The organism is Arthrobacter sp. MSA 4-2 (assembly GCF_016405885.1).
Classification (GTDB): domain Bacteria; phylum Actinomycetota; class Actinomycetes; order Actinomycetales; family Micrococcaceae; genus Arthrobacter_D.
Window position 1 is genome coordinate 20,726 of sequence record NZ_JAEKGC010000015.1, and the last position, 23,639, is coordinate 44,364.

Below are 23,639 nucleotides of genomic sequence, written 5' to 3' on the forward strand. Positions count from 1 at the left end.
CGCGCCGATGTCGGCACATTAAGCAAGGCGGCGTCCGCCCTACCCCGGCCGCGACCGCGGGCATAGTGTTCAGCCATGGACGCGGAGGCCGGTCCTGCAGCGAAGCGGTGGTCCAACCGAGTGACCGCCGCAGCCCGGGCGCGCTCCGCCGTAAAGGCCCGGACCGACCCGGTTCCCGAGCTGCGCCTGATCGACTTCCGCGGACCCTGGCTGCTGTCCCTGCTGGGAGGGTTCTTCGGAGTCGACCGGTTCTACCTTCGACGCCCGGTGTCCGGGCTCATTAAGCTGCTCACCCTGGGCGGCGCTGGCTTCTGGTGGGCCGCCGATGTTCTGGCGCTCGCCCTGGGATCGGCGGTCGACGGCGGAGGGCATCCCCTGGCGGGGCGCCGCGGCCACCGCGCCGCCGCGCTTGTGGCTTCACTGGTGGTGATCCTCACCGCCTTCACCCTCGCCTCGGGCCCGGCGCTGACCCTGCTGCGAGCCGGGGCCGGATCGGCCATGACAGCCCTCAGCTCCGTCCTCCCGACCAAGGAGCCCCCACCCCGGTGGACCGAGGTGGCAGTGCTCGCCGGCGGGCCCGGACGGCCGGCGCCCGAACCGTTCGCCCTCACCGGAGGTGCGGTGCGGATCAAATACACCCTCGACGGGCCGGGTTTTATCTACCTGCTGGCGGAGGGGACGGACGGAGTACCCGAAGGCGAGGAGCCGCTGATCTCGAGGCTCGAGCCGGGTTCGGGCACCCACACCCAGCGGGTGGATCCGGGGGAGTGGAGCCTGGTGGTCCTTCCGGCCGAGACCCGCTGGTCTGCCACCATCGACAAATTCACCGGAGGCAGCATCGAATAGTCCCCGCCTCAGCCCTGCCGCAGGCGCTCCGCCGCCTCCCGGTACGCCGCGGCCGCCGCCTCCTGGCGGGGAGCCTCGGCCTGGTGGAGCACGCCGTACGCGAAAGTGTTTGCGCCGGAACGGTGAGCCTCGCGGGCGGTGGCGGCCACAAACTCCTGGAACGTGATGCTGTCGCGGTGGACGCCGAGGGCGTCCTGGATGTCCTCGGCGGTCGCCAGGACGGCATCGAGTTTGCTGCCGAAGTCGAACCCGGTGGCGGCGGAGACCGATCGAATGGCGTACCGAAGCCGCTTGGACCGCTTTCGCACGCCGTGAAGGAGATAGATCCGCGCCACGGCGTCCTCCTCCCCGGCGGCCCCGTCAACGAGTTCAAGCACCTTGCGCTGCTGGCGTTTGACGGCCCGCCGGATGGCTTTTCGTGCGCTGCGCCCCTCCGGGCCGGCCGCCAGCGGCGGCCGGGCGGCAAACCCGTCGAGCACATCAAGGAGCAGGAAATAGTCAGGGGAGCTCAGTTCCTCAAGCAGCTCCCCGTAGGCCTGCCGGTACTGGGCCGCGGCCGTTCTCTGAAGCCGCCGGGCAACGTGGGCGGGAATTAATCCGTCCGGAAGGGCCTTCACGCTTTCAGCCACCCAGCCGCGGATCACGTCGGCATCGCGGGCGGCGGCAAGGGCATGTCCAAGCCGCTGCAGCCGGTCCTCGAGGTCCCGCGCGGCGGCTTCATCGAGCAGCTCCCCGTACGTCTTGAGCACGCTCCGCAGGGTGCGGGAGCGCACCCGCAGCTGGTGGACGGCGTCCTCCTCGTCCACCCGTACGCGCAGGTCCCAGGCCTTGAGCTCGGCCGCGAGCGTCGAAAACACTGTGGCGAGGACCGCGCCGATCGGCGTTTCTCCGTCCGCGGGAGACTCCGGGGCGGCGGCACGGCCCTCCGCCTGCCTGGCGAGCCGCTCCGCGGGGCCGCCGTGGGAGGCGCCCGCCGCGACCAGCAGGGCCTCGATGGTGTCAAGCAGTTCCCCGGCCGCATTGCCGTCGCCGTCGCTGTCGCCGCCGTCGCTGTCACCGCCGCCGGCGGGTCCACCGTCCGCGGCCGGGTCAGGGTATGCCTCCACCGTCCACTCCCGCCAGCCGCCGGGATCGGCGGGTTCACCGGGTTCGACGACGTCGTCCCGCACCCGCAGCCCGACGCCGTCGGATCCCGGGAGCGTGAACTCCCGACGCCGGAGGACCAGGTCGGCCACCTGCCGCAGGTCCCGGTCGCGGACATGGACCCGGACCCGCTCGAGAACCTCAGGCGGGACGCCGGTCTCCGGTGACGCAACCGAAAAATCCAGCTGACTTAGCGCCGGGGGAAAGGTGACGTCCCAGCGGGCCGCCTTACCCTCACCGGTGACCGCCACGGTGATCCCCGCGTGCGCCAGCTCAGCATCGTCGAGATCCCAGTGGACACGCCGAAGAACTGCGGTTCCGCCTGGGGGTGGTGCACCCGGGCCGCCCGGCAGGTCCGGCAGGACGGCGTCGGTGTCCGCGACATACCGGCGGGCTGCGGGTGCTTCCATCCTCTGGGTCATGAGTCATTATGGTGCTGCCCGGCGCCGGAGGGCCACGGGGTTCCCGCAGTGCTGGGGGCTCTTGCGCCGGCAGTGCGCAGGAGGGCAAGAAGGGAGGGTTTCCAGAGCGTACTCGTGGCACACTGAACCCATGACGACTCCTGCTGAACAGCCAACAGACCGTCCGGCCGACAAGGCAGAAATCATCGAGACCACCTCGGCCACGGAGGTGCCGGCGGCAAAGGTACCGGGCGTGGAGGTGAAGGAACGCACCCACCTGGGCATGAAGATCGACGACACCTGGCTGGGGTTCCAGCGCCGGCTCGCTATCCGCCGCGGGCACGTGCAGACTGTCATCCCCTACACCGGTTACGGGACGACCAAGTGGGTGCGGGTGCTGGCCCGGGTGGTGCTGACCGATCCCCGCGACAGCGGTCCAGTGGAGGACACCGGTCCGCTCAAGCCCCTCAAGGAGGGCATCCGCGGATGGCGGAACTTCACCAGTGCTCCCGTGCGCGACGCCGTCGTGCAGGTGCAGATCAACGGAAGCACGCACACCGTGAAGGCCGACCACGGCGGAGTGATCGATGCCCGGATCGACGTGGAACTGACCCCCGGCTGGCACACGGTCCGGCTGCGGTCGGGCGATTCGCGGCTCGCCGACGCGCCCCTGCGGGTGGTCGACGACTCAGTGGACTTCGGGGTGGTCTCCGACATCGACGACACGGTCATGGTCACGGCTCTCCCACGACCGTTCCTGGCCGCCTGGAACACGTTCGTGCTGGATGAGCACGCCCGGACGCCGACCCCCGGCATGGCCGTGCTGTACGAGCGGATCACCCGCAGCATGCCGTCGGCGCCGGTGCTGTACCTTTCGACGGGGGCGTGGAACGTGGCGCCTGCCCTGACCCGCTTTCTCTCGCGCAACCTCTACCCGGCCGGCCCGAAACTGCTCACCGACTGGGGCCCCACCCGCGACCGATGGTTCCGCAGCGGCCAGGACCACAAGCGCACCTCCCTCGAGCGCCTGGCTGAGGAGTTCCCCTCGGTGAAGTGGCTCTTGGTGGGCGACGACGGGCAGCACGACGAGGCCATCTACGCCGAGTTCGCTCAGCGGCATCCAGACCGGGTGCGTGCCATCGCCATCCGGCAGCTCTCGGCCAGCGAGGCGGTGCTCGCGGGCGGGCGGTCCAAGACCAACGCCTCCGCGATGACGCCGAACATCGACTGGGTGTACGCCCCGGATGGCGCCGGGATGTCCAAGCAGCTGGAGAAGCTTGGCATCATCGCTCCGGATCCCGATCCGGATCCGGTCCCCGAGCCCTACCCGCACCGCGAGGACAGCTAGCGGGCGGGGACCGAGTCGAGGCGGATCGTCAGCAGGATCCGCCGGAGCCCCATGCCGAAGGTCGCGGCGGCGTCGATCCGTTCGCTGACGGCGCTGGCGTGCACCTCGCGCATGAGGGCCTCCACGGCGTCCTCCGCCGCGGCCTGGGCTGGCGCTTCGGGATCCCAGGTGCCAATGGCCTCCGAGGTCAGCCGGCTGGCCTCGGCCAGGGGCACGCCCAGGCCGGCGGGCAGCGGTGCGGCGGTCGCCGAGCGCCAGATCGCTCCGGAGAGCACCTCGGTGATGTCCTCGACGTAGAAGGTGATCCGTTCGAGGGACCGCAGCGCGTGGTAGTCGGCCTCAAGGTCCCGGCCGTTGCGGTAGCGGCGGAGGTTTCCCCGGCGGCTCGTGTCGGCCAGCTGCACCGCCGCGCGTGCGTCCCGGGCCAGCCGGCCGAGCCGGTCCTGCCGGGAGGCCCACTCCTCATGCTCGGGCGGCCAGCGTTCCTCGAGGGCCGCTCCCATGTCGCTGAGCTGCAGGGCCTGCGCGGAGCGCAGTTCCTCAAGGCTCTGGATGACGCCGTTGAGGTGCAGTGGCGGGAAGACCAGGGCGTTGACGGCAAGCCCGACGGCGATGCCTACCAGCATCTGGATCGAGTACCCCAGTGAGTAGGTGTCGGCGTGGTCGCCGCCCAGCAGCAGCACGAAGAGCGCCGCCATTGGTATCCAGTCCCGTCCGGCACCCAGGCGGGGAAGCCCGGCCAGCAGCACGCCGAGCCCGACGACGAGTCCGACTGTCAGGCTGGTGGGGTTGCCGAGCAGGATCACCGGGAAGGCCAGCAATATTCCGGCCCCGAGCCCGATGAGGGTCTGCAGGCCCGTGCGCGCCGAGCCGGCCACCGTTGGGTACATGCACACCAATGCTCCGAGCGGCGCATAGTACGGGTAGTTGGAGGCCACTCCGGGGATCAGCAGGGCCACCCACCAGGCGATGCCGGCGGCGATGGCCGCCTTCAGGGCGAGCAGGACACGCCCGTGACGCAGGTAGGCGCCGAGGCGTTTCGGCAGCGGCCGGGGGACGGGTGAAATTGGTGAAGCCATCCCTCCAGTATTGCAATGCGGGGCGGGCCGGGTCGGGCCGGCGGCCCGGTCCGGGAGCGGTCGGAGTGTAGGCGGGGGCCGGTGGGATCAGTGTTCACGGCCTGCTCGGCGCTCAGGCGGCGCCCCTGTCCTGGATCCTGGACCGCGCTCTCAGCCGAGCATGCGCCGGACGACGATGCCGCCTGCCGTCGCCAGCGCGGCGGTGCCGAGCAGTGAACGCTGCACCGACCGGCGACTGCCGCTCCACCCCCCGGTCACTGCGGTGTCGCGCCGGTCCGCCGAGGGCTCGTACAGGTTGCCGCTGGTGGCCTCGGCAGGCTGCTTCTTCGACAGGTGGGTCCTGTCCACCTGGTGGGCCATCGCGGTCTCCACCTTCGCGGGGGCGAACCGATGCTGGCGCACCATCGAGCGGCCGATCCTGCCGACGACCACTTCGCCGCGCGGCGAGTCGACGAGCTTGTAGATGGTGGCGGCCACCTTCTGCGGGCTGTACACCGGCGGCATCGCCAGGGCCCGGCGGCCGGTGTAGTTGGCGGCCTGGTTGAAGAAGGGGGTGTCGATGGTGGCCGGCAGCACCGTGCAGACATGGATCTTGCGGGTCTTGGCGAGCAGCAGTTCCGAGCGCAGGCTCACCCCGAGGGCGCGGACCGCGGCCTTGGACATCGAGTAGGCGGAGGTGTACGGCTGGGGGACGACGCCGACAATCGAGGCTACATTGATGAGCACTCCCGAGCCCTGGCTCCGCATGTGCTGCAGCGCCACCCGGGCGCCGTACACGTAGCCCATGATATTGACGTCGATCACCCGGTTGAAGTCCTTCAGCGGGACTTCGAGGAAGGGCGCGAAGAAGGAGACCGCGGCGTTGTTGACCCAGACATCGATGCGCTCGTAGGCCTCCACGGCCCGCGCCCCCAGTTCCTGGACGGCCTCCGGGTCGCTGGTGTCGGTAGGAACGTAGAAGGCCCGGGACCCGTAGGCCTCACACTCCTCGATCAGCCCCTCGAGGGCTTCCTCCCGGCGGGCGGCCAGGACGAGGTCGGCACCCCTGCGGGCGAAGTGGAGGGCCGTCGCGCGGCCGATGCCGCTCGATGCACCGGTGATCACGACGACTGGCGGTTTCTTGCTCACTGGGTTCTCCCTACCTTCGGCATGAGTTGAGGCATGAATAGCGGTATGGACCCCGGCACGGCCGGTGGAGCGGGTGGACGGCTGGGGGCCGCCCACCCGCTCCTGAGGCTACCGAGGCAGGGAGGGCCCGACAATGCTTTTCGGGCGCCCGGGGAGGGAGTGCGGATCGTCAGGAAATGTGTTTGGGTTCAATGCTCCGCTGCCGAAGGATGTCGGCCAGCTGGTCCATGAACAACCGCACCCGGACGTTCTGGCGGTCCCCGATCTGCAGGGCGAAGATGCTCCGGGCGAGCCGGATCTCCGGGACGTCCAGGGCGACGATGCCGGGGGGGCGGTTCAGCATTGCCAGATCCGGAACCAGTGCGGCGCCGAGCCCGGCGGCGGCCATTTCGAGGCTGGCGTTGAAGTCGTCGCAGTACGCCACCACCCGCGGGTGGAGGTTGCAGCCGGCGAACAGGCGCTCGATCACCGTGGCGTCGGCAGTGCCGGGATGGTGGAGGATCCAGGGCATGTCGGCCAGCTGGTCGGCACTGACCGTGGATCCGGCCCGGATGCCCCAGGCCTCGGGCAGGACCACCCGGAAGTCGTCGTCGCCGATCCACTGCCGGCTGACGCTAGAGGGCCAGGCCAGGCCCGCCTGGCCCACCTGGTATACGAGGGCGAGGTCGAGTTCACCGCCGGTGCGCAGGCCCTGGATGGTCTGCGCGGGTTCGGCGACGTACACCTTCAGGTTGATCCCGAGGGACTTCCACTGCTGGGTGCTGAGCAGTCGGGGCAGCGCGTAGGTCGCGAGGGAGGGGAACAGGCCCAGCCGGAGCTCCTGGGACGTCTCGGCCTGGGCGCGGGCAGTTGAGGCGAGCAGCGCGTCGATGTCCGTGAGCACCTTCGCTGCGTGCCGCGACATGACGACGGCGGCCTCCGTGGGGACGGCGCTGCGGGCACTGCGTTCGAAGAGGGTGGCGCCGGTGTCCTTCTCCAGCGCCGACATCTGCTGGGATACGGCGGAGGCGGTGTAGCCGAGGGTGGCGGCGGCTCCGGCGAAGGACCCGTGGCGGATCACCTCGAGCAGTGTCCTCAGGTGGACGGGATTGACCATGGGCGGTCCTTTCCGGCGAACGATGGCGCGATGCTCCGGTCCGCGGGGCGGCGGAGCGATCCACAGGTGGGGGACTCCGAACTTTAGCCGAGCCGGTGCCCGCAAAGTCGAGCCCGCGGTGCTCCGCACGGAATGTGTCGTGCCCTGCGAGGCCGGGCCGGTGGGGCCGGGAACGGGGTGCGGGTTGGCGCTTCTACCTCTGCTACTCCAGGGACGGCTTTCAGGCGGGGCACCTGGACGTGCAGCAGTTCCTCCTCGACCGCCGACCGTAGGGGCCGGCGGCGCCTCCGGGGTGTGCCCTCGGACACTCCGCGGAAGGTCACCGCGACACGCCGAGAAAAGGACGACACAGGCAATTTTTTGCTGTGTGCAAGTACTCCACAGGGTGTGCACCCAGGGGAGCAAAACGGCGCAAATCCGCGGGTCCGGGAGGGCCCCGCCTGTGGATTTCATGTGGACTCAGGAGCGGGTGAATGACATACTTGTAATACATCATGTTGGGGTCTGTGTCGGCAGCCCGCACTAGATGTAGTATCTAGATATCGAATCAACCGCTGGCCGGGCAAAGACCGCAGGGCCGGAAATTCCCCGGAATTTCCCCCTTCTCGGGACGCTCCACCACCACCCACGGACACGGCAATACAGCAGCATCAAGAAGGGGACAGGGACATGACCGTAACGGTTTACACCAAGCCAGCATGCGTACAGTGCAACGCCACCTACCGGGCTCTGGACAAGAAGGGAATCACCTACCAGAGCGTCGATATTTCACAGGATCCGGCCGCACTGGAGCGCCTCCGTTCGATGGGCTACATGCAGGCCCCGGTCGTCATCACGGACAAGGACCACTGGTCCGGTTTCCGCCCCGACAAGATCAACGAGCTGGCCGAGCTGTCCGTCACCTCCGTCGCCTGATTTTCCTGCCTTCGCAGGACCAGGCCGGCTGTCACCGCCGATCATGACAACCACCGTGGATACCGAGACACCCCGCCTGGAGCAGACCGCTCGGGGCGGGGTTACCGATGCGCCGCTGATCTACTTCTCGTCGGTCTCGGACAACACGCACCGGTTCGTCACCAAGCTGGGCATGCACTCGGCCCGGCTCCCGCTGCTCACGAAGGATCCCACCCTCCAGGCGCTCCAGCCCTACGTGCTGGTCCTGCCCACCTACGGGGGAGAGTCCGGCAGGGGAGCGGTGCCGCGGCAGGTCATCAAGTTTTTGAACAATGAAGGAAACCGCTCGCTCCTCCGGGGAGTCATTGGAGCGGGTAATACGAATTTCGGGGAAACCTACTGCCTGGCGGCCGACATCGTCGCCGCCAAGTGCGGGGTCCCCGTCCTATATCGGTTTGAACTTATGGGGACGTCCGAGGACGTAGACCGGGTACATCAAGGATTGGAAGAGTTTTGGACATGAGTGTTGCTGAGACGGACACAGCTGGGGCGACAAAGCACAGCGTCGATGCCCGCTACAAGGATCTGGGCTATCACGAGCTCAACGCGATGCTTAACCTCTACGGGCCGGACGGAGAGATCCAGTTTGAGGCCGACAAGGAAGCCGCGCACCAGTACTTCCTGCAGCACGTTAACAACAACACCGTCTTCTTCCACGACCTCGAGGAGAAGCTCGACTACCTGGTGAAGAACGAGTACTACGAGCGGGAAACCCTCGACCAGTACACGATGAACTTCATCCGGGACCTCTACAAGCGCGCCTACAGCAAGAAGTTCCGCTTCGAGACGTTCCTCGGCGCCTTCAAGTTCTACACCTCGTACACGCTCAAGACGTTCGACGGCAAGCGCTTCCTGGAGCGCTACGAGGACCGCGTCTGCATGGTGGCCCTGCATCTGGCCGCCGGCGACGAGGCCCTCGCGACCCAGCTCGTCGACGAGATCATCGAGGGCCGCTTCCAGCCGGCCACCCCCACCTTCCTCAACGCCGGCAAGGCCCAGCGCGGCGAGCTCGTCTCCTGCTTCCTGCTGCGCATCGAGGACAACATGGAGTCCATCGGGCGTTCCATCAACTCCGCCCTGCAGCTGTCAAAGCGCGGCGGCGGCGTCGCCTTCGCCCTGACGAACATCCGCGAGGTCGGCGCGCCGATCAAGCAGATCGAAAATCAGTCCTCCGGCGTCATCCCCGTGATGAAGCTGCTCGAAGACAGCTTCTCCTACGCCAACCAGCTCGGCGCCCGCCAGGGAGCCGGCGCGGTGTACCTTCACGCCCACCACCCGGACATCAACCGGTTCCTGGACACCAAGCGCGAGAACGCCGACGAGAAGATCCGCATCAAGACCCTGTCGCTCGGCGTCGTCGTCCCCGACATCACCTTCGAGCTGGCCAAGCGTGACGAGGACATGTACCTGTTCTCCCCGTACGACGTCGAGAAGGTCTACGGCATGCCGTTCTCCGACGTGAACGTCACCGAGAAGTACTACGAGATGGTCGACGACGCGCGGATCAAGAAGACCAAGATCAAGGCGCGCGAGTTCTTCCAGACCCTCGCGGAGATCCAGTTCGAGTCCGGCTACCCGTACATCATGTTCGAGGACACCGTGAACCGGGCGAACCCGATCGAGGGCAAGATCATCATGAGCAACCTGTGCTCGGAGATCCTGCAGGTTTCGGAGCCCACCACGTACCACGACGACCTGTCCTACGCCGAGACCGGCAAGGACATCTCGTGCAACCTGGGCTCGCTGAACATCGCCAAGACCATGGACTCCCCGGACTTCGGACGGACCATCGAGACCGCGATCCGTGCCCTCTCGGCCGTCTCGGTGATGTCCAACATCACCTCGGTTCCCTCGATCGCCAAGGGCAACGAGCAGTCGCACGCCATCGGCCTGGGCCAGATGAACCTGCACGGCTACCTGGCGCGCGAGCGGGTCCACTACGGCTCCGAAGAGGGCCTGGACTTCACGAACATCTACTTCTACACCGTGGTCTACCACGCCATCCGGGCCTCAAACCTGCTGGCGATCGAGACCGGCCGGACCTTCGGCGGCTTCGAGAAGTCCAAGTACGCCTCGGGTGAGTTCTTCGACAAGTACACCGACCAGACGTGGGTTCCGCAGACCCCGCGCGTGGCAGAGCTGTTCAAGGACGTCCACATCCCCACGCAGGAGGACTGGCGTGCGCTGAAGGCCTCGGTCATGGAACACGGCATCTTCAACCAGAACCTGCAGGCCGTGCCGCCGACCGGATCGATCAGCTACATCAACAACTCGACCTCCTCGATCCACCCGGTGGCCTCGAAGATCGAGATCCGCAAGGAAGGCAAGCTGGGCCGCGTGTACTACCCGGCTCCGTACCTGACGAACGACAACCTCGAGTACTACGAGGACGCGTATGAGATCGGCTACGAGAAGATCATCGACACGTACGCCGCGGCGACGCAGCACGTGGACCAGGGCCTGTCCCTGACGCTGTTCTTCAAGGACACCGCCACCACCCGCGACATCAACAAGGCGCAGATCTACGCGTGGCGCAAGGGCATCAAAACCATCTACTACATCCGTCTCCGCCAGCTCGCGCTGGAAGGGACAGAGGTGGACGGCTGCGTCAGCTGCATGCTCTAGTCAACTAGATTGGGTGGGTCGTTCCCGAGGGGATGACCCACCCATCAGACCTCCCACAACGAAGGCATTGAGAAAGCCGACTGCAGGTATTGCATCGAAGACTCAGCCGAACCAAGTTTTACCTCAGAAAGCGAGTCGGAGTCATGACCGAAAAACTGAAGCTTCTCAGCCATGTTGAGGCGATCAACTGGAACCGCATCCGGGACGAAAAGGACGTCGAGGTTTGGAACCGCCTCGTCAACAACTTCTGGCTGCCGGAGAAGGTGCCCCTGTCCAACGACGTCCAGTCCTGGGCCACGCTGACCCCGGACGAGCAGCAGCTCACCATGCGCGTGTTCACCGGCCTCACCCTGCTCGACACGGTGCAGGCCACCGTCGGTGCCGTCAGCCTGATCCCCGACGCCATTACGCAGCAGGAAGAGGCGGTGTACACCAACATCGCGTTCATGGAGTCGGTGCACGCCAAGAGCTACTCCTCGATCTTCTCCACGCTGGCCTCCACCAAGGAGATCGACGAGGCCTTCCGCTGGTCCACCGAGAATGTGAACCTTCAGAAGAAGGCGCAGATCGTCATGGATTACTACCAGGGCGACGATCCGCTGAAGCGCAAGGTGGCCTCCACCCTGCTGGAGAGCTTCCTGTTCTACTCCGGGTTCTACTTGCCGATGTACTGGTCCTCGCGGGCGAAGCTGACGAACACGGCCGACCTGATCCGCCTGATCATCCGCGATGAGGCCGTGCACGGCTACTACATCGGGTACAAGTTCCAGAAGGGCCTCGAGGGTCAGTCGGAGGAGCGCAAGCAGGAGATCAAGGACTACACCTACGAGCTGCTGTTCGAGCTGTACGAGAACGAGGTCCAGTACACCCACGACCTGTACGACTCCGTCGGCCTGGCCGAGGACGTCAAGAAGTTCCTTCACTACAACGCCAACAAGGCCCTGATGAACCTGGGCTACGAGGCGATGTTCCCGTCCACGGTGACCGATGTGAACCCGGCGATCCTGTCGGCGCTCTCACCGAACGCGGATGAGAACCACGACTTCTTCTCCGGCTCGGGCTCGTCGTACGTCATTGGCAAGGCAGTCAACACCGAGGACGACGACTGGGACTTCTAGTCTGATCGGATGTGCAGGCCCTATTGGAAGAATGAGGGTCTAGTAGCTGAAAGATGCAGCGCACCTAGTTGGAAGTCATCCAACTAGGTGCGCTTTTTCGTTCGCCGAGGTGCATCGATTTTGGGCGGTCTCCTGAAATCAGGCAGTCGTGTTGGGCCGGCTATTGGAAGGGCGTCATAACAAGCTTCGAGAATCTGCGCGAACGGTTCTCCGAAAATGTCAAATTCTCGTATTCCTTCGGCCCGGACAGGGGGAAGCACCTCCCTGAATGCTCGAGTCTGGTGCAGGATGTGAGGTGTGGTCAAGAAATCGCCCGATGAGGCAAGCTCCCAGGTCCTGTCCAAGAAGGACTATGAGAAGGAATTGCTGCGGTTGCAGGAAGAACTGGTCGCCTGTCAGGAGTGGGTGCGCAAAACCGGGACGCGGCTGGTGGTTATCTTCGAAGGACGCGACACGGCCGGTAAGGGCGGAACGATCCAACGCATCAGCGGTGCGCTCAACCCGCGCTCCTGCCGGGTTGTTGCACTCCCGGCGCCGACCGAGCGCGAGCGGTCGCAGTGGTACTTTCAGCGCTACATCGCCCATCTGCCGGCGGCCGGGGAAATGGTGCTGTTCGACCGTTCCTGGTACAACCGGGCCGGGGTGGAGCGGGTGATGGGCTTCTGCACTGACAAACAGTATGCCGACTTCGTCGACACGGTGCCCATGCTCGAGGAGGCTTTGATCTCCGATGGGATCGTCTTGGTGAAGTACTGGCTGAGTCTTTCCGACTCCGAGCAGCGCCGTCGATTCCAGAGCCGCATCGATAATCCGGCCAAGCGCTGGAAGCTGAGCCCCATGGACCTTGAGGCGCAGTCCCGCTGGGTCGATTACGCCGAGGCCAAGGACAAGATGTTTGAGTTCAGTGACACCGAGCGCAGCCCGTGGTGGGTGGTGGACGCTGACAATAAGAAGGAGGCCCGGCTCAACCTGATGGCCCATCTGCTGTCGCTGTTGCCTTACGAGCAGCCGGACTTGCCGGACATCGAGTTGCCCGATCGTCAGAACCGGACTTATGAGCGACCGCCGTTGGACCGCCAGCGGTTCGTGCCCCAGCGCTACGAGATCGAAAAGTCGAAAAAAGCGCCGAAGGGCAAGAAAAAGGATTCCGCCAAGCATAAGTCCCGCTGAGTGGATCAACCGTCGACTGCTGCGACGAGGGCTCGTTGTCCCGGGGTAAGGAATCGACGGGTGGGGGAGTGGCACATGCCGGACGCGGAAGAAGCAGCATCCTTGATAACAGCGTTGCTGCGAGAAGCGGCCGGATCGCGGGTCATTTGGGACTTCGACGGCGTGGTCGGTCACACTGAGCCCCTGCATGAAGCCAGCTACCGCGAGTTGGCGGAGCGCCGAAGCTACGGGTTCGCCCCAGACTTCTTCGCCGAACTTGTGGGGCACACCGAGCAGTGGATATGGGAGCGCCTCATCTCGCAGGGGTTCCCAGCTGAGGTATCCGAAGTCCCGAACCTACACCGCGAGCGGGGAAAAGTTGTCGCTGCCCTCGCCCAAGTTAGCTTGAAACCCTCGTGGCTGGCTTCGCGGTTGATGCCCGAGCTCGATGGAGTCGCCGACGAGCAGGTCGTCGTTTCCAATGGTGATCCGGACCTGATCGCCGCCCTGCTTGCAGGCTGGAACCTGCAGCCTTTCGTCACGGTAGCCCGCCGGGCTCCGGGACGCGACAAGGAAGCACTCTTCCGTGATCTCTGCATTCCCCCATGCGTTGTCCTGGAAGACAGCGACACCTACCTGGCGCTGGGGCGGAAGCTCGGCGCGTTCACGGTCGGCGTGCGGCACTCTCACAATCCGCGGGCAACACTCGACGCAGATCTGACGACCCACTTGTGAACCTCTCAATCTGACCCCGACCGGGAAAAGATGACGTTCCCCTCGCAGTGCACGGAAAGTGCACTATGATGCACTGATGGATGAAGGTACGACGTCGCTGGCCTCGGCGATCGGTGAGCGCGTTCGAACAGAGCGGCAGACGCGGCGGTTGACGCTCGACCAGCTCGCGGAGGCGGCCGGGGTGAGCCGCCGGATGCTGGTCAACGTGGAGCAGGGGCTGGCCAACGCCAGTGTCGGCACCCTGCTGCGGATCAGCGATGCGCTCGGCCTCGGCCTGCCGGCACTGGTGGAGCCACCCCGGCCGAAGCCGGTGAAAATCACGCGCAGCGGGGACGGCGCCGCCCTCTGGACGGGCGACTCAGGCGGGCGCGGGGTGCTTGTCGCGGGGACCGGAAAACCGGACGTGGTCGAACTATGGGACTGGACGCTGGAGCCCGGAGAGTCCCACCGGAGTGAGGCGCACTCGGCCGGCACGAAGGAGCTCCTGCAGGTCCGGGAGGGGTCGATTACCATTCGAGTCGCCGACCAGACAGCGGTCCTCGCCGACGGTGATGCCATGACCTTCCCCGGAGATGTCGACCATTCCTACACGAACCCCGGCGGGCGGGCGGCCCGATTCACCCTGGCGGTCTTCGAGCCCGGCGTCGGGCTCGGGCACAAGCCGGAGGCCCTGAATGGCTGAGCAGGTGGTCATGAACTCCCGCGCACGGGGCCCCGTTCCGCCGTGGGGGCTCGCCGTGGCGGCGATGATGTCGGTCCAGCTCGGGTCTGCGCTGTCGGTGCCCCTGATCGGGTCCATCGGGCCGGCGGGCACCGCTTGGCTCAGGCTCAGTATGGGGGCCGTGATCTTCATACTCCTTGCCCGTCCGCCCCTGCGCCGGGTGCGCCGCCGTGATGTTCCGGTTCTGCTCGGACTGGGCATCATGACGGGGCTCATGACGGTCGGATTCCTTGCCGCCCTCGAATACATTCCCCTGGGTACCGCGGTTGCCATCGAATTCCTCGGCCCGTTGACCGTCGCCGCCGTGCGCAGCCACACTTCCCGGGCGCTGATCTGGCCGATCCTCGCCCTGGGCGGCGTCGTGCTGCTGACCGAACCCTGGCGCGGTGAGGTGAATCCCCTTGGCATCCTCTTCGCAGGACTCGCCGCCGTCGGCTGGGCGCTCTACATCGTGCTCAGCCAACGCGTCGGAGACCGTTTCAGCGGCATCTCGTCCCTCTCACTCACCATCCCCATCGCCGCGGTGACCGCCGCCGTCGTCGGGATTCCCCAGGCGGCGGGGCACCTGAGCCTCGAGGTCCTTGCCGCCGCCGCGGGTTTAGCCCTCCTGCTGCCGGTGCTGCCGTTCGCACTCGAAATGCTCGCCCTACGGCGGATGACGGCCACCGCCTTCGGTACCCTGATGGCGCTTGAGCCGGCGATCGGGCTGCTCCTCGGGTTGATCGTCCTGCGCCAGCAGCCCTCTCCTGTCCAACTGCTCGGCATCCTCCTGGTCGTCTTCGCCGGCGCCCTGGCGCAGCGGGGAGGACGCCGCTCCACCCAGCACCCATCAACCGTCCGCCCCGCCGACCTCCCCGGCTGACCGGGCGCCCGGCGCCCACTCCAGGCAGCCACCGCCTTTCCGGCGGGCGCTGGCAGCCCAGTCCTCCCAGAAACGGAGCACCGAAAATGTTCACAGGCCTCAGCGCCTTCCCGCTCACCCCGCTCGCCCATGACGCCGTGGACGAAGCCGCCTTTGTCCGCCTCGTGGCACGGCTTCGGGAAGCACGGGTCGACTCCATCACTGCACTAGGTTCCACCGGGTCCTACGCCTACCTCAGCACCGACGAGCGCGCCCGCGTCACCCGCCTGGCGGTGGAGCATGCCGGGCCGGTCCCGGTCTTTGTCGGGATCGGGGCGATGCGGACCTCGCAGGTTCTTCGCCACGCCGATCGAGCCGAACAGGCCGGAGCATCCGCCCTCCTGCTGGCGCCGATGACCTACCAGCCCCTCACCGAGGACGAGGTGTTCGGCCTTTACCGGGCGGTGACCGAGCACTCGCCGTTGCCCGTCATTGTCTACGACAACCCCGGCACTACCCACTTCACCTTTTCAACCGGTCTCTACGGGCGCATCGCCCAGCTGCCCGGGATCGCCTCGATCAAGATCCCGGCCGTACCATCGGATCCGGAATCGGCCCGGGCACGCGTCCGGGAGATCCGGTCGGCTATCCCTGCCCACGTGACGGTCGGGGTGTCGGGGGACGCCGCAGCTGCCGCGGGACTGGCCGCCGGATGCGATGCCTGGTACTCGGTCGTCGGCGGCACGCTGCCCGCCCCGGCCCTGCGCCTGACCCGGGCCGCCCAGGAGGGACGGAACGACGACGCCGCCGCCGAATCCGAGCGCCTCGCCCCGCTGTGGCAGCTTTTCAGCGAATACGGCGGCAGCATCCGCGTAGTGCCCGCCATCGCGGAAGAGCTGGGGCTGGTGTCGGAGAACAGCCTTCCGCTGCCCATGCAGGGGCTGAACGACCGGCAGCGGGCGCGCGTGGCCGGGGTGATCCGTGAACTCCGACTCGACGGCTGAGCCCGGAACCGCCCCCGGCCCCGGCAGTCACCACCTAGGACGAACCCGCACCGGATCCCGCCACCCCAGGGACCGCCGGACCGCGGCATTGGCCCGCTACGTCGTCGCCGCGACACTCGTGCGCGGCGCCGACGGCGGTGCGGTCGTCGCCATCGTGCTCCTCGCCCTCGACTGCGGGCTGCCGGGATGGCTGGCCGGCGTCCTCGGTGCCTCGATCACCGCACCGCACCTGCTCGGTCCGTTCATCGCCAGGCGCCTCGACACCGCTGACGACGGCAGGAAGCTCATCGCGCTGTCCGCGGTCCTCCACGGGGTGCTGCTCGGCGCCGGGGCCCTGCCGGCCCTGTTGCTCTTCGCCTCGGGCCTCTTCGGACCAATGCTCACCGGTGGAATCAGCAGCCGCCTGCCCGCCATCGCCGGTCCGGAGCTGAGGAGCCAGCGCAGGGCGCAGAGCTGGGACGTGGCAAGTTATGGGCTGGCCGGAACCCTAGGCCCCGCCGCCGTCGCCTGGATCGCTGCAGCGGCCGATCCGCTCACCGCAACCCTCCTCCTCGCCTCGGCCGCAGTCCTCGGAGCAGGTGGCATCCTCGCGCTGCCCAGGCAGGAGCCACCCGTTAGGGGCGCCGACGTGCCGGGGCCTGTACGGACCCTGCGCCTGATGTGGCATTCCGGCCCGCTGCGCCGTACCCTCTTGCTCACCGTCACCGTAGCCTTCTCGGTGGCGGCACTGCCGATCAGCGCGGCCGCTGCCACGCTCGACACGCCCCCGGCCGCTGGCGCCCTGGTCGCGGCATATGGAATAGGGAACCTCCTGGGATCTGGGGCCCTCATGATCCGCCCGCTTCGCAGGGATGCCGACCGCCTCATGAGCTCCCTGGCTCTCCTCGTGGCGGCGATGCTCACCCTCACTCTGCTCACCCCCACCTTCGAGGCGTCCCTCGCGGCGTTCTGCCTCACCGGGACCGCGAATGCGCTGTTCTTCGCCGCAACGCTCGCTGGCCGCAGCGAATATGCCCCGCGGGCCGCGCGCGGTCAGGTCTTCATCTGGGTCGGCGCACTCAAGATCGCTGCGGGCTCGGCCGGGACTGCGGCCGCAGGCGCCCTCATCACGTTCGGTTCCTGGGTTCCGCTGGGCCTTGCTTCGGCGGCGACCGTCGGGGCCGCAGCCATCAGCATGCTCGATCGGTCCCGGTCGGGCGACCAGCCACCCCGTTAGCGCTGCGCAAGGCCGAGTCGGCCCGCGCTTCCGGGGGACGGGGCACGGGCCACTGTCCCGGGTTCCTGCTAGGCCAGGGTCGATGTGTCGATGACGAACCGGTACCGCACGTCGGAGGCGAGGACGCGTTCGTAGGCGTCATTGATTCTGTCCGCCGGAATGACCTCGATCTCCGCACCGAGTCCGTGCTCGGCGCAGAAGTCGAGCATTTCCTGGGTCTCACGGATACCACCGATCATCGAGCCGGCGAAGGAGCGGCGGCCCATGATGAGGGAGAACGCGTTGACGGGGAGCGGTTCGGCCGGGGCTCCGACGTTCACCAGGGCGCCGTCGAGGGCCAGCAACTGAAGATAGGCGCTGATATCGAGTGGGGCGCTGACCGTATTGATGATCAGGTCGAAGGACCCGGCCAGGTCCGTGAAGGTGTTCTCATCGCTGGTGGCGTAGTAGTGGTCGGCGCCCAGTTTCAGGCCGTCCTCCTGCTTCTTCAGCGACTGGGAAAGCACGGTGACCTCCGCCCCCATGGCGTCGGCGAGCTTGACCGCCATGTGGCCGAGGCCGCCGAGCCCGACGACGGCGACCTTGCGGCCGGGGCCGGCACCCCAGTGGCGCAGCGGCGAGTAGGTGGTGATGCCCGCGCACAGCAGCGGGGCAGCAGCGTCGAGGCTGATCCCTTCGGGGATGCTGACGACGAAGTCTTCGGTCACCACGACGTGCGTGGAGTAACCGCCCTGGGTGATGGTCCCGTCGCGGTCCACCACGCCGTAGGTGCCGATGGACCCGGCGAGGCAGTACTGTTCCTCGCCCTTCCGGCAATTCACGCACTCCCGGCACGAGTTAACCATGCAGCCAACACCGACCCGGTCGCCGACGGCGTGTTTGGTGACCTCCGGGCCCACTTCGGTGACGATTCCGGCGATCTCGTGGCCGGGGACCAGCGGGTACTGCTGCGGCCCCCACTCGCCGCGGACGGTGTGGATGTCCGAGTGGCAGATACCGGCGAACTTGATCTCGATGAGCACGTCGTGTGGGCCGACGGCGCGGCGTTCGATGGTGGTGGGGATCAGGCCTTCGGTCGCTGAAGGCGCTGCATAAGCAGTAACGGAAATCATGGTTTCTCCTAAGAAAGCTGGGCTTGAACGGCGCCGTCCCGGGGGCGCATCGGCATATCCTCGGTGCCGTTTCTATCAATTGGACCCTGTTTCCCCCGCGCGAAGAAGGCTGCCTTTATCGGGGGGACAGGTTCTACCCCTCAGCCCGCAGGACGGAGGGCTATCGTGGATTTCATGGACAAGCAGCCCGACAACCGCGCCGACATCCGGGACTTCCTGGCCAGCCGCCGCGCGAAACTCCGCCCCGAGCAGGTCGGCCTGCCGGCCGGCAGTCGGCGGCGCGTTCCGGGACTCCGCCGCGAGGAGGTTGCGGTTCTCGCCGGTGTGAGCACCGAGTGGTACGCGCGGCTGGAGAAGCGCAACATCAGCGGCGTGTCCGACGACGTCCTCAAGGCCGTCTGCCGCGCGCTGCAGTTGGACGATGAGGAGTGCCTGTACCTCTTCGAGCTGGCGCGGGCCGCCCGCCCAGCGCGCCGGGCACCCCGCCGGGCGGAAGCCGGCGTGGCGCCGTCGGTGCAGTGGCTGCTGGACTCGATGACGCTCTCGGCCGCGTTCGTGTGTAACGGCCGGCTCGACGTCGTCGCCAGCAACCCCCTGGGCCGGGCGCTCCACGCCCCGATGTTCACCAGCGCATCCACCACGGCCAACGGGCAGGCGAACTTCGCGCGATTCCACTTCCTTGAGCCTGCCGCCCGGGACTTCGTCGTCAACTGGGAGGCTGGGGCCGCGGCGACCGCAGCACTGCTTCGAGCCGAAGCCGGCCGGGACCCCAATAACAGGTCCCTGCGTGAGCTGGTGGGAGAACTGTCCACCCTGAGCCCCGAGTTCGGCACTCTGTGGGCCTCCCATGACATCCGCTTCCGCCACGAGGGGGTCAAGCGGCTGCGGCACCCCGTGGCAGGGGAGCTGGAACTGACCTATCAGTCCCTGACCCTGCCCACCTTTCCGCGGGCGGTCCACAGCCTCAGCGTCTATACCGCCGAACCCGGCACAACCCACGAAGAGCGGCTGCAACTCCTCGCAAGCTGGGCGGCCCCGGTCCAGCAGACAGCGGAAACGAAGAACTAGCCGCGACAGCTGGTCGACCACCGGAATCAATGAAATCCACCGGACACGATCTGCCCGGCCAGGGCAACACTCCGCTAGAACAGCGGCCAGGGAACCGCCGGCATGCCACCGCTCGGAGCCGGAAACCGCGCCGCCCGGCGCAACCGGTCGCAGCGCGCGGCGAGTGCAGCGATTTCTTCTTCGGTAAGCAGGTCCGCCAGGCTGCGGCCCAGCTCACCCTGGAGTCCTTCGCTGATCCGGTCGATGCCGTCGAGTTCATCGGCGGTCAGCGCGTCCCCCAGCCAGCCCCACAGCACCGTGCGCAGCTTGTGGTCGCTGTGAAAGGTGAGTCCGTGGTCCACGCCGTGCCGGTGTCCGTCGGTCATGGCGAGGATGTGGGCGCCCTTGCGGTCGGCGTTGTTAACGACGACGTCGAACACGGCCATGCGTCTCAGCGCCGGCGAGTCTTCGTGAACGAGGGCGACCATTCGTCCGTCCTCATCCTGGCCCTCGAGAACGGGCTTCCATCCGGTCTCGGGCACCTTGTCCGTGGCGACCAGGTCGACGGCGTTTTGGGCGGGGTCCTGTTCCTGCCAGAGCTGCACCATTCCTTCGCCGAGCGGACCATCGCGCAGCCAGGTCTTCGGCACGACGTTCCAGCCGAGCACCTGGGAGACGAGGTAGGCAGCCACCTCCCGCTGAGCCAGGGTGCCGTCGGGAAAGTCCCACAACGGGCTCTCGCCTGCTACCGGCTTATAGACGACCGCGGTGCCGCCGATGCTGCCCAGAAAGGTGGCGTTCGACGCCGTCGTGATGCGGCCGGTGAGCGTCAGCTCGGCGGCGACCAGGTCGGGTGCCGACATCAGTCCTCGGGAAGTGTGCAGGTATGCCCGTCGGCGTCCATCGGGTAGCCGCAGAGCGGACAGATCGGACGCCCCGCACCCACGACCTCGCGGGTGCGCTTGGCGAACGCTCGGGCCGTGCCGACCGGCATCCGCACCCGCAGCACTTCGGACCCGTCGGCGTCGTCGTCATCGAGCGTTTCGGCGTCGTCATCGGCTTCGAGATCGGCCAGAGGGTAGGCCTCGACGACGATCTGCGCCGTCGTCGGGTCCCACCCCAGACTCATGGCGCCGGTCCGAAACTGCTCCTCGACGGCGTCGAGCTGGTCATTGTCGACAAGTTCGATGGGGGTACTTGCGGGAACGCTGAATGGGTTGCCGTCGAGGGTGCCAAGCTGATCGAGGATTTCGTCGATCTTCTCCGCGAGCTGTGCGGATTGCTGCTTCTCCAGGGCGATACTCACGATCTGCTTCCCGGTGCGCGCCTGCAGGTAGAACGTTCGTTCCCCCGGTGCGCCGATGGTGCCGATGACGACCCGGTCAGGCCAGGGGAACTCGTGAACGATTGTAGGCATAGACCTATTTTAGGCTGAGGAAGCCGGTGGCGCCGTGTGCCCTGCACCACCGCCCACCGGTGCATCGCCGGAGGGGGCGCTGTTCGCCAGCCAGGACAGATCTCCGGCGTCGGTGTTTGTGGCGTAGACGTTCGGCCGGCTCGTGCCGTAGCGCACGATTGACACCGAGGCCGGACCGACCGTGATGCGCTGGAACAGGTCGAGGTGCATGCCGAGCGCGTCCGCAAGGATCGACTTGATGATGTCGCCGTGACTTACCGCCACCCACACGGCGCCTGGCCCGTGCTCGGCTTCGAAGGCTGCATCGTGTCGTCGAATCGCTGCCACGGACCGGGCCTGCATCGCGGCCATGGATTCACCGCCGGGAAAGGTGACGGCGGACGGTTGCGACTGCACCACCGACCACAGATCCTCGGTCGCGAGATCGCTGAGCATCCGTCCCTGCCACTGGCCGTAATCGCATTCCGTGAGGTCGGGATCGACTGGTGCGTGCGGGGTGCCGGCCTGGCGATCCAGGATGAACTGGGCGGTCTGCCGACAACGCTCGAGGGGGCTGGACACCACCCCGACGACGGGCACGGCTGCGAGCCGGTCACCGGTCAGGGTCGCCTGGTCGCGCCCGATCTGATCCAGTTCGACGCCGGCAGCTCGGCCGGCTAGCAGCCCGGTGGCATTGGCGGTGGTGCGGCCGTGCCGCACGAGAATAACTGTGGCCATCCACCCAGCCTAACCATCCGCTCGACGGCGAGACGCCTGACGTGGGGGAGGGCCTCCACAATCTTTCCTGACGCCGACCTGAATCGCATGTTAGGTTGCTCGCATGAAGACCGTGGGGGGCTTTGAACGTGAGGACACAACGGGGCCGCGCCGCCCGCTAACCCTGGTTCATCGGGTGGGGTCGCTTCTGGCGGCGGCTGTCCTTGCTTTGCTCACCGGCTGCTCCGGCGAGGAGCCACGGGAACCCACCTCCCACGCAACCTCGGCGGAAGACGCAACCAGCCGCCAGAGTGCCTGTCTGCGCGACCGGGGTTGGGAGGTCTCCATCACCGATGACGGCGCAATCTCGATCTCATCTTCGTCCGTGTCCGAAGAGCAGCTGGACCTGTACCGGAAGGACGCGGAGGAATGCGGGGAGGGCCTGCTCCCGGACCCGGCAACGTTTACCGGTGAGCAGTGGTCGGAAATGTTTTCAGCCGTCATGGAATCATCGGACTGTCTGGCGAAGCAAGGATACGAAGCCCCCGACATGCCCTCACTCCAGGCCTTCATCGACATGGATGGCGGCTGGAGCCCGTACTCGGAGATCGATACCTACGACTTTGAGAGACTCGAAGACCTCTGCCCGCAGGCAGAATACTGGGGCTGAGACCGCGCTCGCACGCAGACACCAGATGGGCCTGATGCGCGGTACCGGGCCATGAGTGGTGCTCATGGGGATTGGACGAAACCATCGCGCTGCTTTTCGGCCTCCTCGGAGTGCCTGTAGGTCCACTCGGCGGCACATTCACCAACGGCAATCATGGCTAGCGCAACTGTCATGCCAATCAGCACGTCCCAGTTGTCGAGGATGAGGCTCAGGATTCCTGCGGCGACCAGTAGACTCCCGGCAATGGCCAGAAAGATTCTGATCGGAGTCTCCTTCCCTGGTCGGCGGCTTTGACCGCCGAGCCTAACCAGCCCCTGCAACGTCTGCAATGAACCGACGACTGGAAGCGAGCCAGGGCGTTGCGGCTCCTCAGCATCAGTGGTGTGTCGTCTGCTCGAATTCCTCGAGCAGACCTTGGATGGCGGCATAGGGTGTCGCTCGCGTTGCCGGTCTTCCGTCCCGCGCGTCCGTGGCGACGCGCAGAGCCGCATCCAGGGCTGCCCGGTACGGCAGGGAGCCCGTACTGATCCGTCGCACTCCCATCTCGCCGAGCTCGGCTGAGGTGTGGACGGTACTGGTCAGTACGTTCAATGGGGCAGGGATTGCCTCGGTGAACGCCCGAATTTCGGCGGGTGTGAGAACGCCCGGAACAAAGATTCCATCTGCACCTGCCCCGACGTACCGGTGGGCCCGTTCCAGGGTGGACTCGACTGTGGCCTGCTTACCGAGCCAGTAGGTGTCTATCCGTGCATTGACGAAAACGCCCGGACTTCTCTCCTTGATCGACGCGATTTTCGCTGCGTGCAGGTCGGGATCGATGAGGCTTCCCCCGGTGCTGTCCTCAATATTGATCCCATGCGCCTTCAGCCTGTCGACGTAATGGGCGACGGTGGCTGGTGAATCGGAGAATCCATCCTCAAAATCCGCCGAAACGTAGCAGCCCAGGTTCAGGAGTTGATGGACCAGGCGTTCAGTGCTGTCCTGGACGGAGCGCCGGGCATCGGCGTGCCCGTCGCGTGCAGCGAGGCCGAAGCTCGTGGTGCCGATCGCGGGGAAACCCTCCTGCCGGAACATCAGCGCAGAGCCGACGTCCCAGGCGTTGGGAAGAATGAGCGGTGAGGTGCCGTGGTGGAGATCCAGGAATGTCAAAGGATCACCTCCGCTGCAACGCCACATCCGAAATGTGCCGAAAGGCAAAGAAAGTGGCCCCGCCCAAAATATGGATCAGAAACGATCACCTCACCTCACGCCCTTCCGGAGCTCTCCGCATCGTGACAGGGAGCGGACTTCCGC

Annotated in this window: 24 protein-coding genes; 14 read left to right on the plus strand and 10 right to left on the minus strand. The window is 66.7% G+C overall.

The genetic code is table 11. The features are described 5' to 3' along the window. The first annotated feature begins 75 nt into the window (after positions 1 to 75). Positions 76 to 846: a TM2 domain-containing protein gene (locus I6N91_RS15295; protein ID WP_198813994.1), complete on the plus strand. Its 771-nt coding sequence runs from the start codon at positions 76 to 78 to the stop codon at positions 844 to 846. Between the two features lie 8 nt (positions 847 to 854). Here I6N91_RS15295 and I6N91_RS15300 read toward each other — a convergent pair whose 3' ends face one another. Further along, positions 855 to 2,411, minus strand: a complete 1,557-nt coding sequence (locus I6N91_RS15300; protein ID WP_198813996.1) for a CHAD domain-containing protein — start codon at positions 2,409 to 2,411, stop codon at positions 855 to 857. A gap of 262 nt (positions 2,412 to 2,673) precedes the next feature. On the opposite strand from I6N91_RS15300, the gene I6N91_RS15305 reads away from it, so the two are divergent. Beyond that, positions 2,674 to 3,738: an App1 family protein gene (locus I6N91_RS15305; RefSeq protein ID WP_233091929.1), complete on the plus strand. Its 1,065-nt coding sequence runs from the start codon at positions 2,674 to 2,676 to the stop codon at positions 3,736 to 3,738. Here I6N91_RS15305 and I6N91_RS15310 read toward each other — a convergent pair. The 3 genes from I6N91_RS15310 to I6N91_RS15320 form a co-directional block, all read right to left on the minus strand. After that, a complete protein-coding gene (locus I6N91_RS15310; protein ID WP_233091923.1) occupies positions 3,735 to 4,817 on the minus strand; it encodes an FUSC family protein in 1,083 nt (360 codons plus the stop codon). The genes I6N91_RS15305 and I6N91_RS15310 overlap by 4 nt on opposite strands. 150 nt (positions 4,818 to 4,967) lie before the next feature. Then, positions 4,968 to 5,945: an SDR family oxidoreductase gene (locus I6N91_RS15315; protein ID WP_198814000.1), complete on the minus strand. Its 978-nt coding sequence runs from the start codon at positions 5,943 to 5,945 to the stop codon at positions 4,968 to 4,970. Positions 5,946 to 6,114: 169 nt separating this feature from the next. After that, positions 6,115 to 7,041, minus strand: a complete 927-nt coding sequence (locus tag I6N91_RS15320) for a LysR family transcriptional regulator (protein WP_198814002.1) — start codon at positions 7,039 to 7,041, stop codon at positions 6,115 to 6,117. Positions 7,042 to 7,710: 669 nt separating this feature from the next. Between I6N91_RS15320 and nrdH the strand changes: the two genes are divergently transcribed. From nrdH to I6N91_RS17255, 10 genes are all read left to right on the plus strand, one after another. After that, on the plus strand, positions 7,711 to 7,956 hold the full coding sequence (gene nrdH / locus I6N91_RS15325; RefSeq protein ID WP_120168950.1) for a glutaredoxin-like protein NrdH: 246 nt from the start codon (positions 7,711 to 7,713) through the stop codon (positions 7,954 to 7,956). A gap of 43 nt (positions 7,957 to 7,999) precedes the next feature. After that, positions 8,000 to 8,458 carry a class Ib ribonucleoside-diphosphate reductase assembly flavoprotein NrdI gene (nrdI, locus tag I6N91_RS15330; protein ID WP_198814003.1) on the plus strand — a complete coding sequence of 153 codons (459 nt, stop codon included), beginning with the start codon at positions 8,000 to 8,002 and terminating at the stop codon, positions 8,456 to 8,458. Further along, positions 8,455 to 10,620: a class 1b ribonucleoside-diphosphate reductase subunit alpha gene (gene nrdE, locus I6N91_RS15335; protein ID WP_198814004.1), complete on the plus strand. Its 2,166-nt coding sequence runs from the start codon at positions 8,455 to 8,457 to the stop codon at positions 10,618 to 10,620. Before nrdI ends, nrdE begins: the two co-directional genes overlap by 4 nt. 143 nt (positions 10,621 to 10,763) lie before the next feature. Further along, positions 10,764 to 11,738 (plus strand): class 1b ribonucleoside-diphosphate reductase subunit beta, encoded by a 975-nt coding sequence (gene nrdF, locus I6N91_RS15340; RefSeq protein WP_120168956.1) that lies wholly within the window; start codon positions 10,764 to 10,766, stop codon positions 11,736 to 11,738. Positions 11,739 to 12,035: 297 nt separating this feature from the next. Continuing rightward, positions 12,036 to 12,908, plus strand: a complete 873-nt coding sequence (ppk2, locus tag I6N91_RS15345) for a polyphosphate kinase 2 (protein WP_307843384.1) — start codon at positions 12,036 to 12,038, stop codon at positions 12,906 to 12,908. 60 nt (positions 12,909 to 12,968) lie between these two features. Then, positions 12,969 to 13,622, plus strand: coding sequence for an HAD family phosphatase (locus I6N91_RS15350; protein ID WP_198814005.1), 654 nt, complete (start codon positions 12,969 to 12,971; stop codon positions 13,620 to 13,622). Between the two features lie 76 nt (positions 13,623 to 13,698). After that, positions 13,699 to 14,304: a cupin domain-containing protein gene (locus I6N91_RS15355; RefSeq protein WP_198814006.1), complete on the plus strand. Its 606-nt coding sequence runs from the start codon at positions 13,699 to 13,701 to the stop codon at positions 14,302 to 14,304. Positions 14,305 to 14,314: 10 nt separating this feature from the next. Then, positions 14,315 to 15,205 carry a DMT family transporter gene (locus tag I6N91_RS15360; protein WP_198814059.1) on the plus strand — a complete coding sequence of 297 codons (891 nt, stop codon included), beginning with the start codon at positions 14,315 to 14,317 and terminating at the stop codon, positions 15,203 to 15,205. A gap of 86 nt (positions 15,206 to 15,291) precedes the next feature. Beyond that, entirely contained in the window at positions 15,292 to 16,188 is an 897-nt protein-coding gene (locus I6N91_RS15365; RefSeq protein ID WP_198814007.1) for a dihydrodipicolinate synthase family protein, read from the plus strand. Between the two features lie 88 nt (positions 16,189 to 16,276). Then, positions 16,277 to 17,404, plus strand: a complete 1,128-nt coding sequence (locus I6N91_RS17255; protein ID WP_233091924.1) for an MFS transporter — start codon at positions 16,277 to 16,279, stop codon at positions 17,402 to 17,404. Positions 17,405 to 17,472: 68 nt separating this feature from the next. On the opposite strand, the gene I6N91_RS15375 is transcribed toward I6N91_RS17255, so the two are convergent. Beyond that, on the minus strand, positions 17,473 to 18,516 hold the full coding sequence (locus I6N91_RS15375; RefSeq protein WP_198814008.1) for an NAD(P)-dependent alcohol dehydrogenase: 1,044 nt from the start codon (positions 18,514 to 18,516) through the stop codon (positions 17,473 to 17,475). A 174-nt stretch (positions 18,517 to 18,690) separates the two neighbouring features. Here I6N91_RS15375 and I6N91_RS15380 point away from each other — a divergent pair, with 174 nt between their 5' ends. Further along, positions 18,691 to 19,584 carry a helix-turn-helix domain-containing protein gene (locus I6N91_RS15380; RefSeq protein ID WP_198814009.1) on the plus strand — a complete coding sequence of 298 codons (894 nt, stop codon included), beginning with the start codon at positions 18,691 to 18,693 and terminating at the stop codon, positions 19,582 to 19,584. A 74-nt stretch (positions 19,585 to 19,658) separates the two neighbouring features. Here I6N91_RS15380 and I6N91_RS15385 read toward each other — a convergent pair whose 3' ends face one another. From I6N91_RS15385 to I6N91_RS15395, 3 genes are read right to left on the minus strand one after another with little or no spacing between them, the layout of a single operon-like run. Next, positions 19,659 to 20,426, minus strand: coding sequence for an SCO1664 family protein (locus tag I6N91_RS15385; RefSeq protein WP_198814010.1), 768 nt, complete (start codon positions 20,424 to 20,426; stop codon positions 19,659 to 19,661). Beyond that, complete coding sequence (locus I6N91_RS15390) at positions 20,426 to 20,980, minus strand: DUF3090 domain-containing protein (RefSeq protein ID WP_198814011.1); 555 nt, start codon at positions 20,978 to 20,980, stop codon at positions 20,426 to 20,428. Before I6N91_RS15390 ends, I6N91_RS15385 begins: the two co-directional genes overlap by 1 nt. A 9-nt stretch (positions 20,981 to 20,989) precedes the next feature. Further along, positions 20,990 to 21,697 (minus strand): histidine phosphatase family protein, encoded by a 708-nt coding sequence (locus tag I6N91_RS15395; protein ID WP_198814012.1) that lies wholly within the window; start codon positions 21,695 to 21,697, stop codon positions 20,990 to 20,992. 103 nt (positions 21,698 to 21,800) lie between these two features. On the opposite strand from I6N91_RS15395, the gene I6N91_RS15400 reads away from it, so the two are divergent. Further along, on the plus strand, positions 21,801 to 22,346 hold the full coding sequence (locus I6N91_RS15400; RefSeq protein ID WP_198814013.1) for a hypothetical protein: 546 nt from the start codon (positions 21,801 to 21,803) through the stop codon (positions 22,344 to 22,346). A 62-nt stretch (positions 22,347 to 22,408) separates the two neighbouring features. On the opposite strand, the gene I6N91_RS15405 is transcribed toward I6N91_RS15400, so the two are convergent. Together I6N91_RS15405 and I6N91_RS15410 are read right to left on the minus strand one after the other, a co-directional pair. Then, entirely contained in the window at positions 22,409 to 22,675 is a 267-nt protein-coding gene (locus tag I6N91_RS15405) for a hypothetical protein (RefSeq protein ID WP_198814014.1), read from the minus strand. Positions 22,676 to 22,721: 46 nt separating this feature from the next. After that, positions 22,722 to 23,495 carry an isocitrate lyase/phosphoenolpyruvate mutase family protein gene (locus I6N91_RS15410; protein WP_198814015.1) on the minus strand — a complete coding sequence of 258 codons (774 nt, stop codon included), beginning with the start codon at positions 23,493 to 23,495 and terminating at the stop codon, positions 22,722 to 22,724. Positions 23,496 to 23,639: the final 144 nt, after the last annotated feature.

What these genes read in the sequence shown, in the direction of transcription:
- I6N91_RS15295 (WP_198813994.1), top strand. Translation starts at nt 76, where the DNA reads ATGGACGCGGAGGCCGGTCCTGCAGCGAAGCGGTGGTCCAACCGAGTG.
- I6N91_RS15300 (WP_198813996.1), bottom strand. Translation starts at nt 2,411, where the DNA reads ATGACCCAGAGGATGGAAGCACCCGCAGCCCGCCGGTATGTCGCGGAC.
- I6N91_RS15305 (WP_233091929.1), top strand. Translation starts at nt 2,674, where the DNA reads ATGAAGATCGACGACACCTGGCTGGGGTTCCAGCGCCGGCTCGCTATC.
- I6N91_RS15310 (WP_233091923.1), bottom strand. Translation starts at nt 4,817, where the DNA reads ATGGCTTCACCAATTTCACCCGTCCCCCGGCCGCTGCCGAAACGCCTC.
- I6N91_RS15320 (WP_198814002.1), bottom strand. Translation starts at nt 7,041, where the DNA reads ATGGTCAATCCCGTCCACCTGAGGACACTGCTCGAGGTGATCCGCCAC.
- nrdH (WP_120168950.1), top strand. Translation starts at nt 7,711, where the DNA reads ATGACCGTAACGGTTTACACCAAGCCAGCATGCGTACAGTGCAACGCC.
- nrdI (WP_198814003.1), top strand. Translation starts at nt 8,000, where the DNA reads ATGACAACCACCGTGGATACCGAGACACCCCGCCTGGAGCAGACCGCT.
- nrdE (WP_198814004.1), top strand. Translation starts at nt 8,455, where the DNA reads ATGAGTGTTGCTGAGACGGACACAGCTGGGGCGACAAAGCACAGCGTC.
- nrdF (WP_120168956.1), top strand. Translation starts at nt 10,764, where the DNA reads ATGACCGAAAAACTGAAGCTTCTCAGCCATGTTGAGGCGATCAACTGG.
- I6N91_RS15355 (WP_198814006.1), top strand. Translation starts at nt 13,699, where the DNA reads ATGGATGAAGGTACGACGTCGCTGGCCTCGGCGATCGGTGAGCGCGTT.
- I6N91_RS15360 (WP_198814059.1), top strand. Translation starts at nt 14,315, where the DNA reads ATGAACTCCCGCGCACGGGGCCCCGTTCCGCCGTGGGGGCTCGCCGTG.
- I6N91_RS15365 (WP_198814007.1), top strand. Translation starts at nt 15,292, where the DNA reads ATGTTCACAGGCCTCAGCGCCTTCCCGCTCACCCCGCTCGCCCATGAC.
- I6N91_RS15375 (WP_198814008.1), bottom strand. Translation starts at nt 18,516, where the DNA reads ATGATTTCCGTTACTGCTTATGCAGCGCCTTCAGCGACCGAAGGCCTG.
- I6N91_RS15380 (WP_198814009.1), top strand. Translation starts at nt 18,691, where the DNA reads ATGGACAAGCAGCCCGACAACCGCGCCGACATCCGGGACTTCCTGGCC.
- I6N91_RS15385 (WP_198814010.1), bottom strand. Translation starts at nt 20,426, where the DNA reads ATGTCGGCACCCGACCTGGTCGCCGCCGAGCTGACGCTCACCGGCCGC.
- I6N91_RS15390 (WP_198814011.1), bottom strand. Translation starts at nt 20,980, where the DNA reads ATGCCTACAATCGTTCACGAGTTCCCCTGGCCTGACCGGGTCGTCATC.
- I6N91_RS15395 (WP_198814012.1), bottom strand. Translation starts at nt 21,697, where the DNA reads ATGGCCACAGTTATTCTCGTGCGGCACGGCCGCACCACCGCCAATGCC.
- I6N91_RS15400 (WP_198814013.1), top strand. Translation starts at nt 21,801, where the DNA reads ATGAAGACCGTGGGGGGCTTTGAACGTGAGGACACAACGGGGCCGCGC.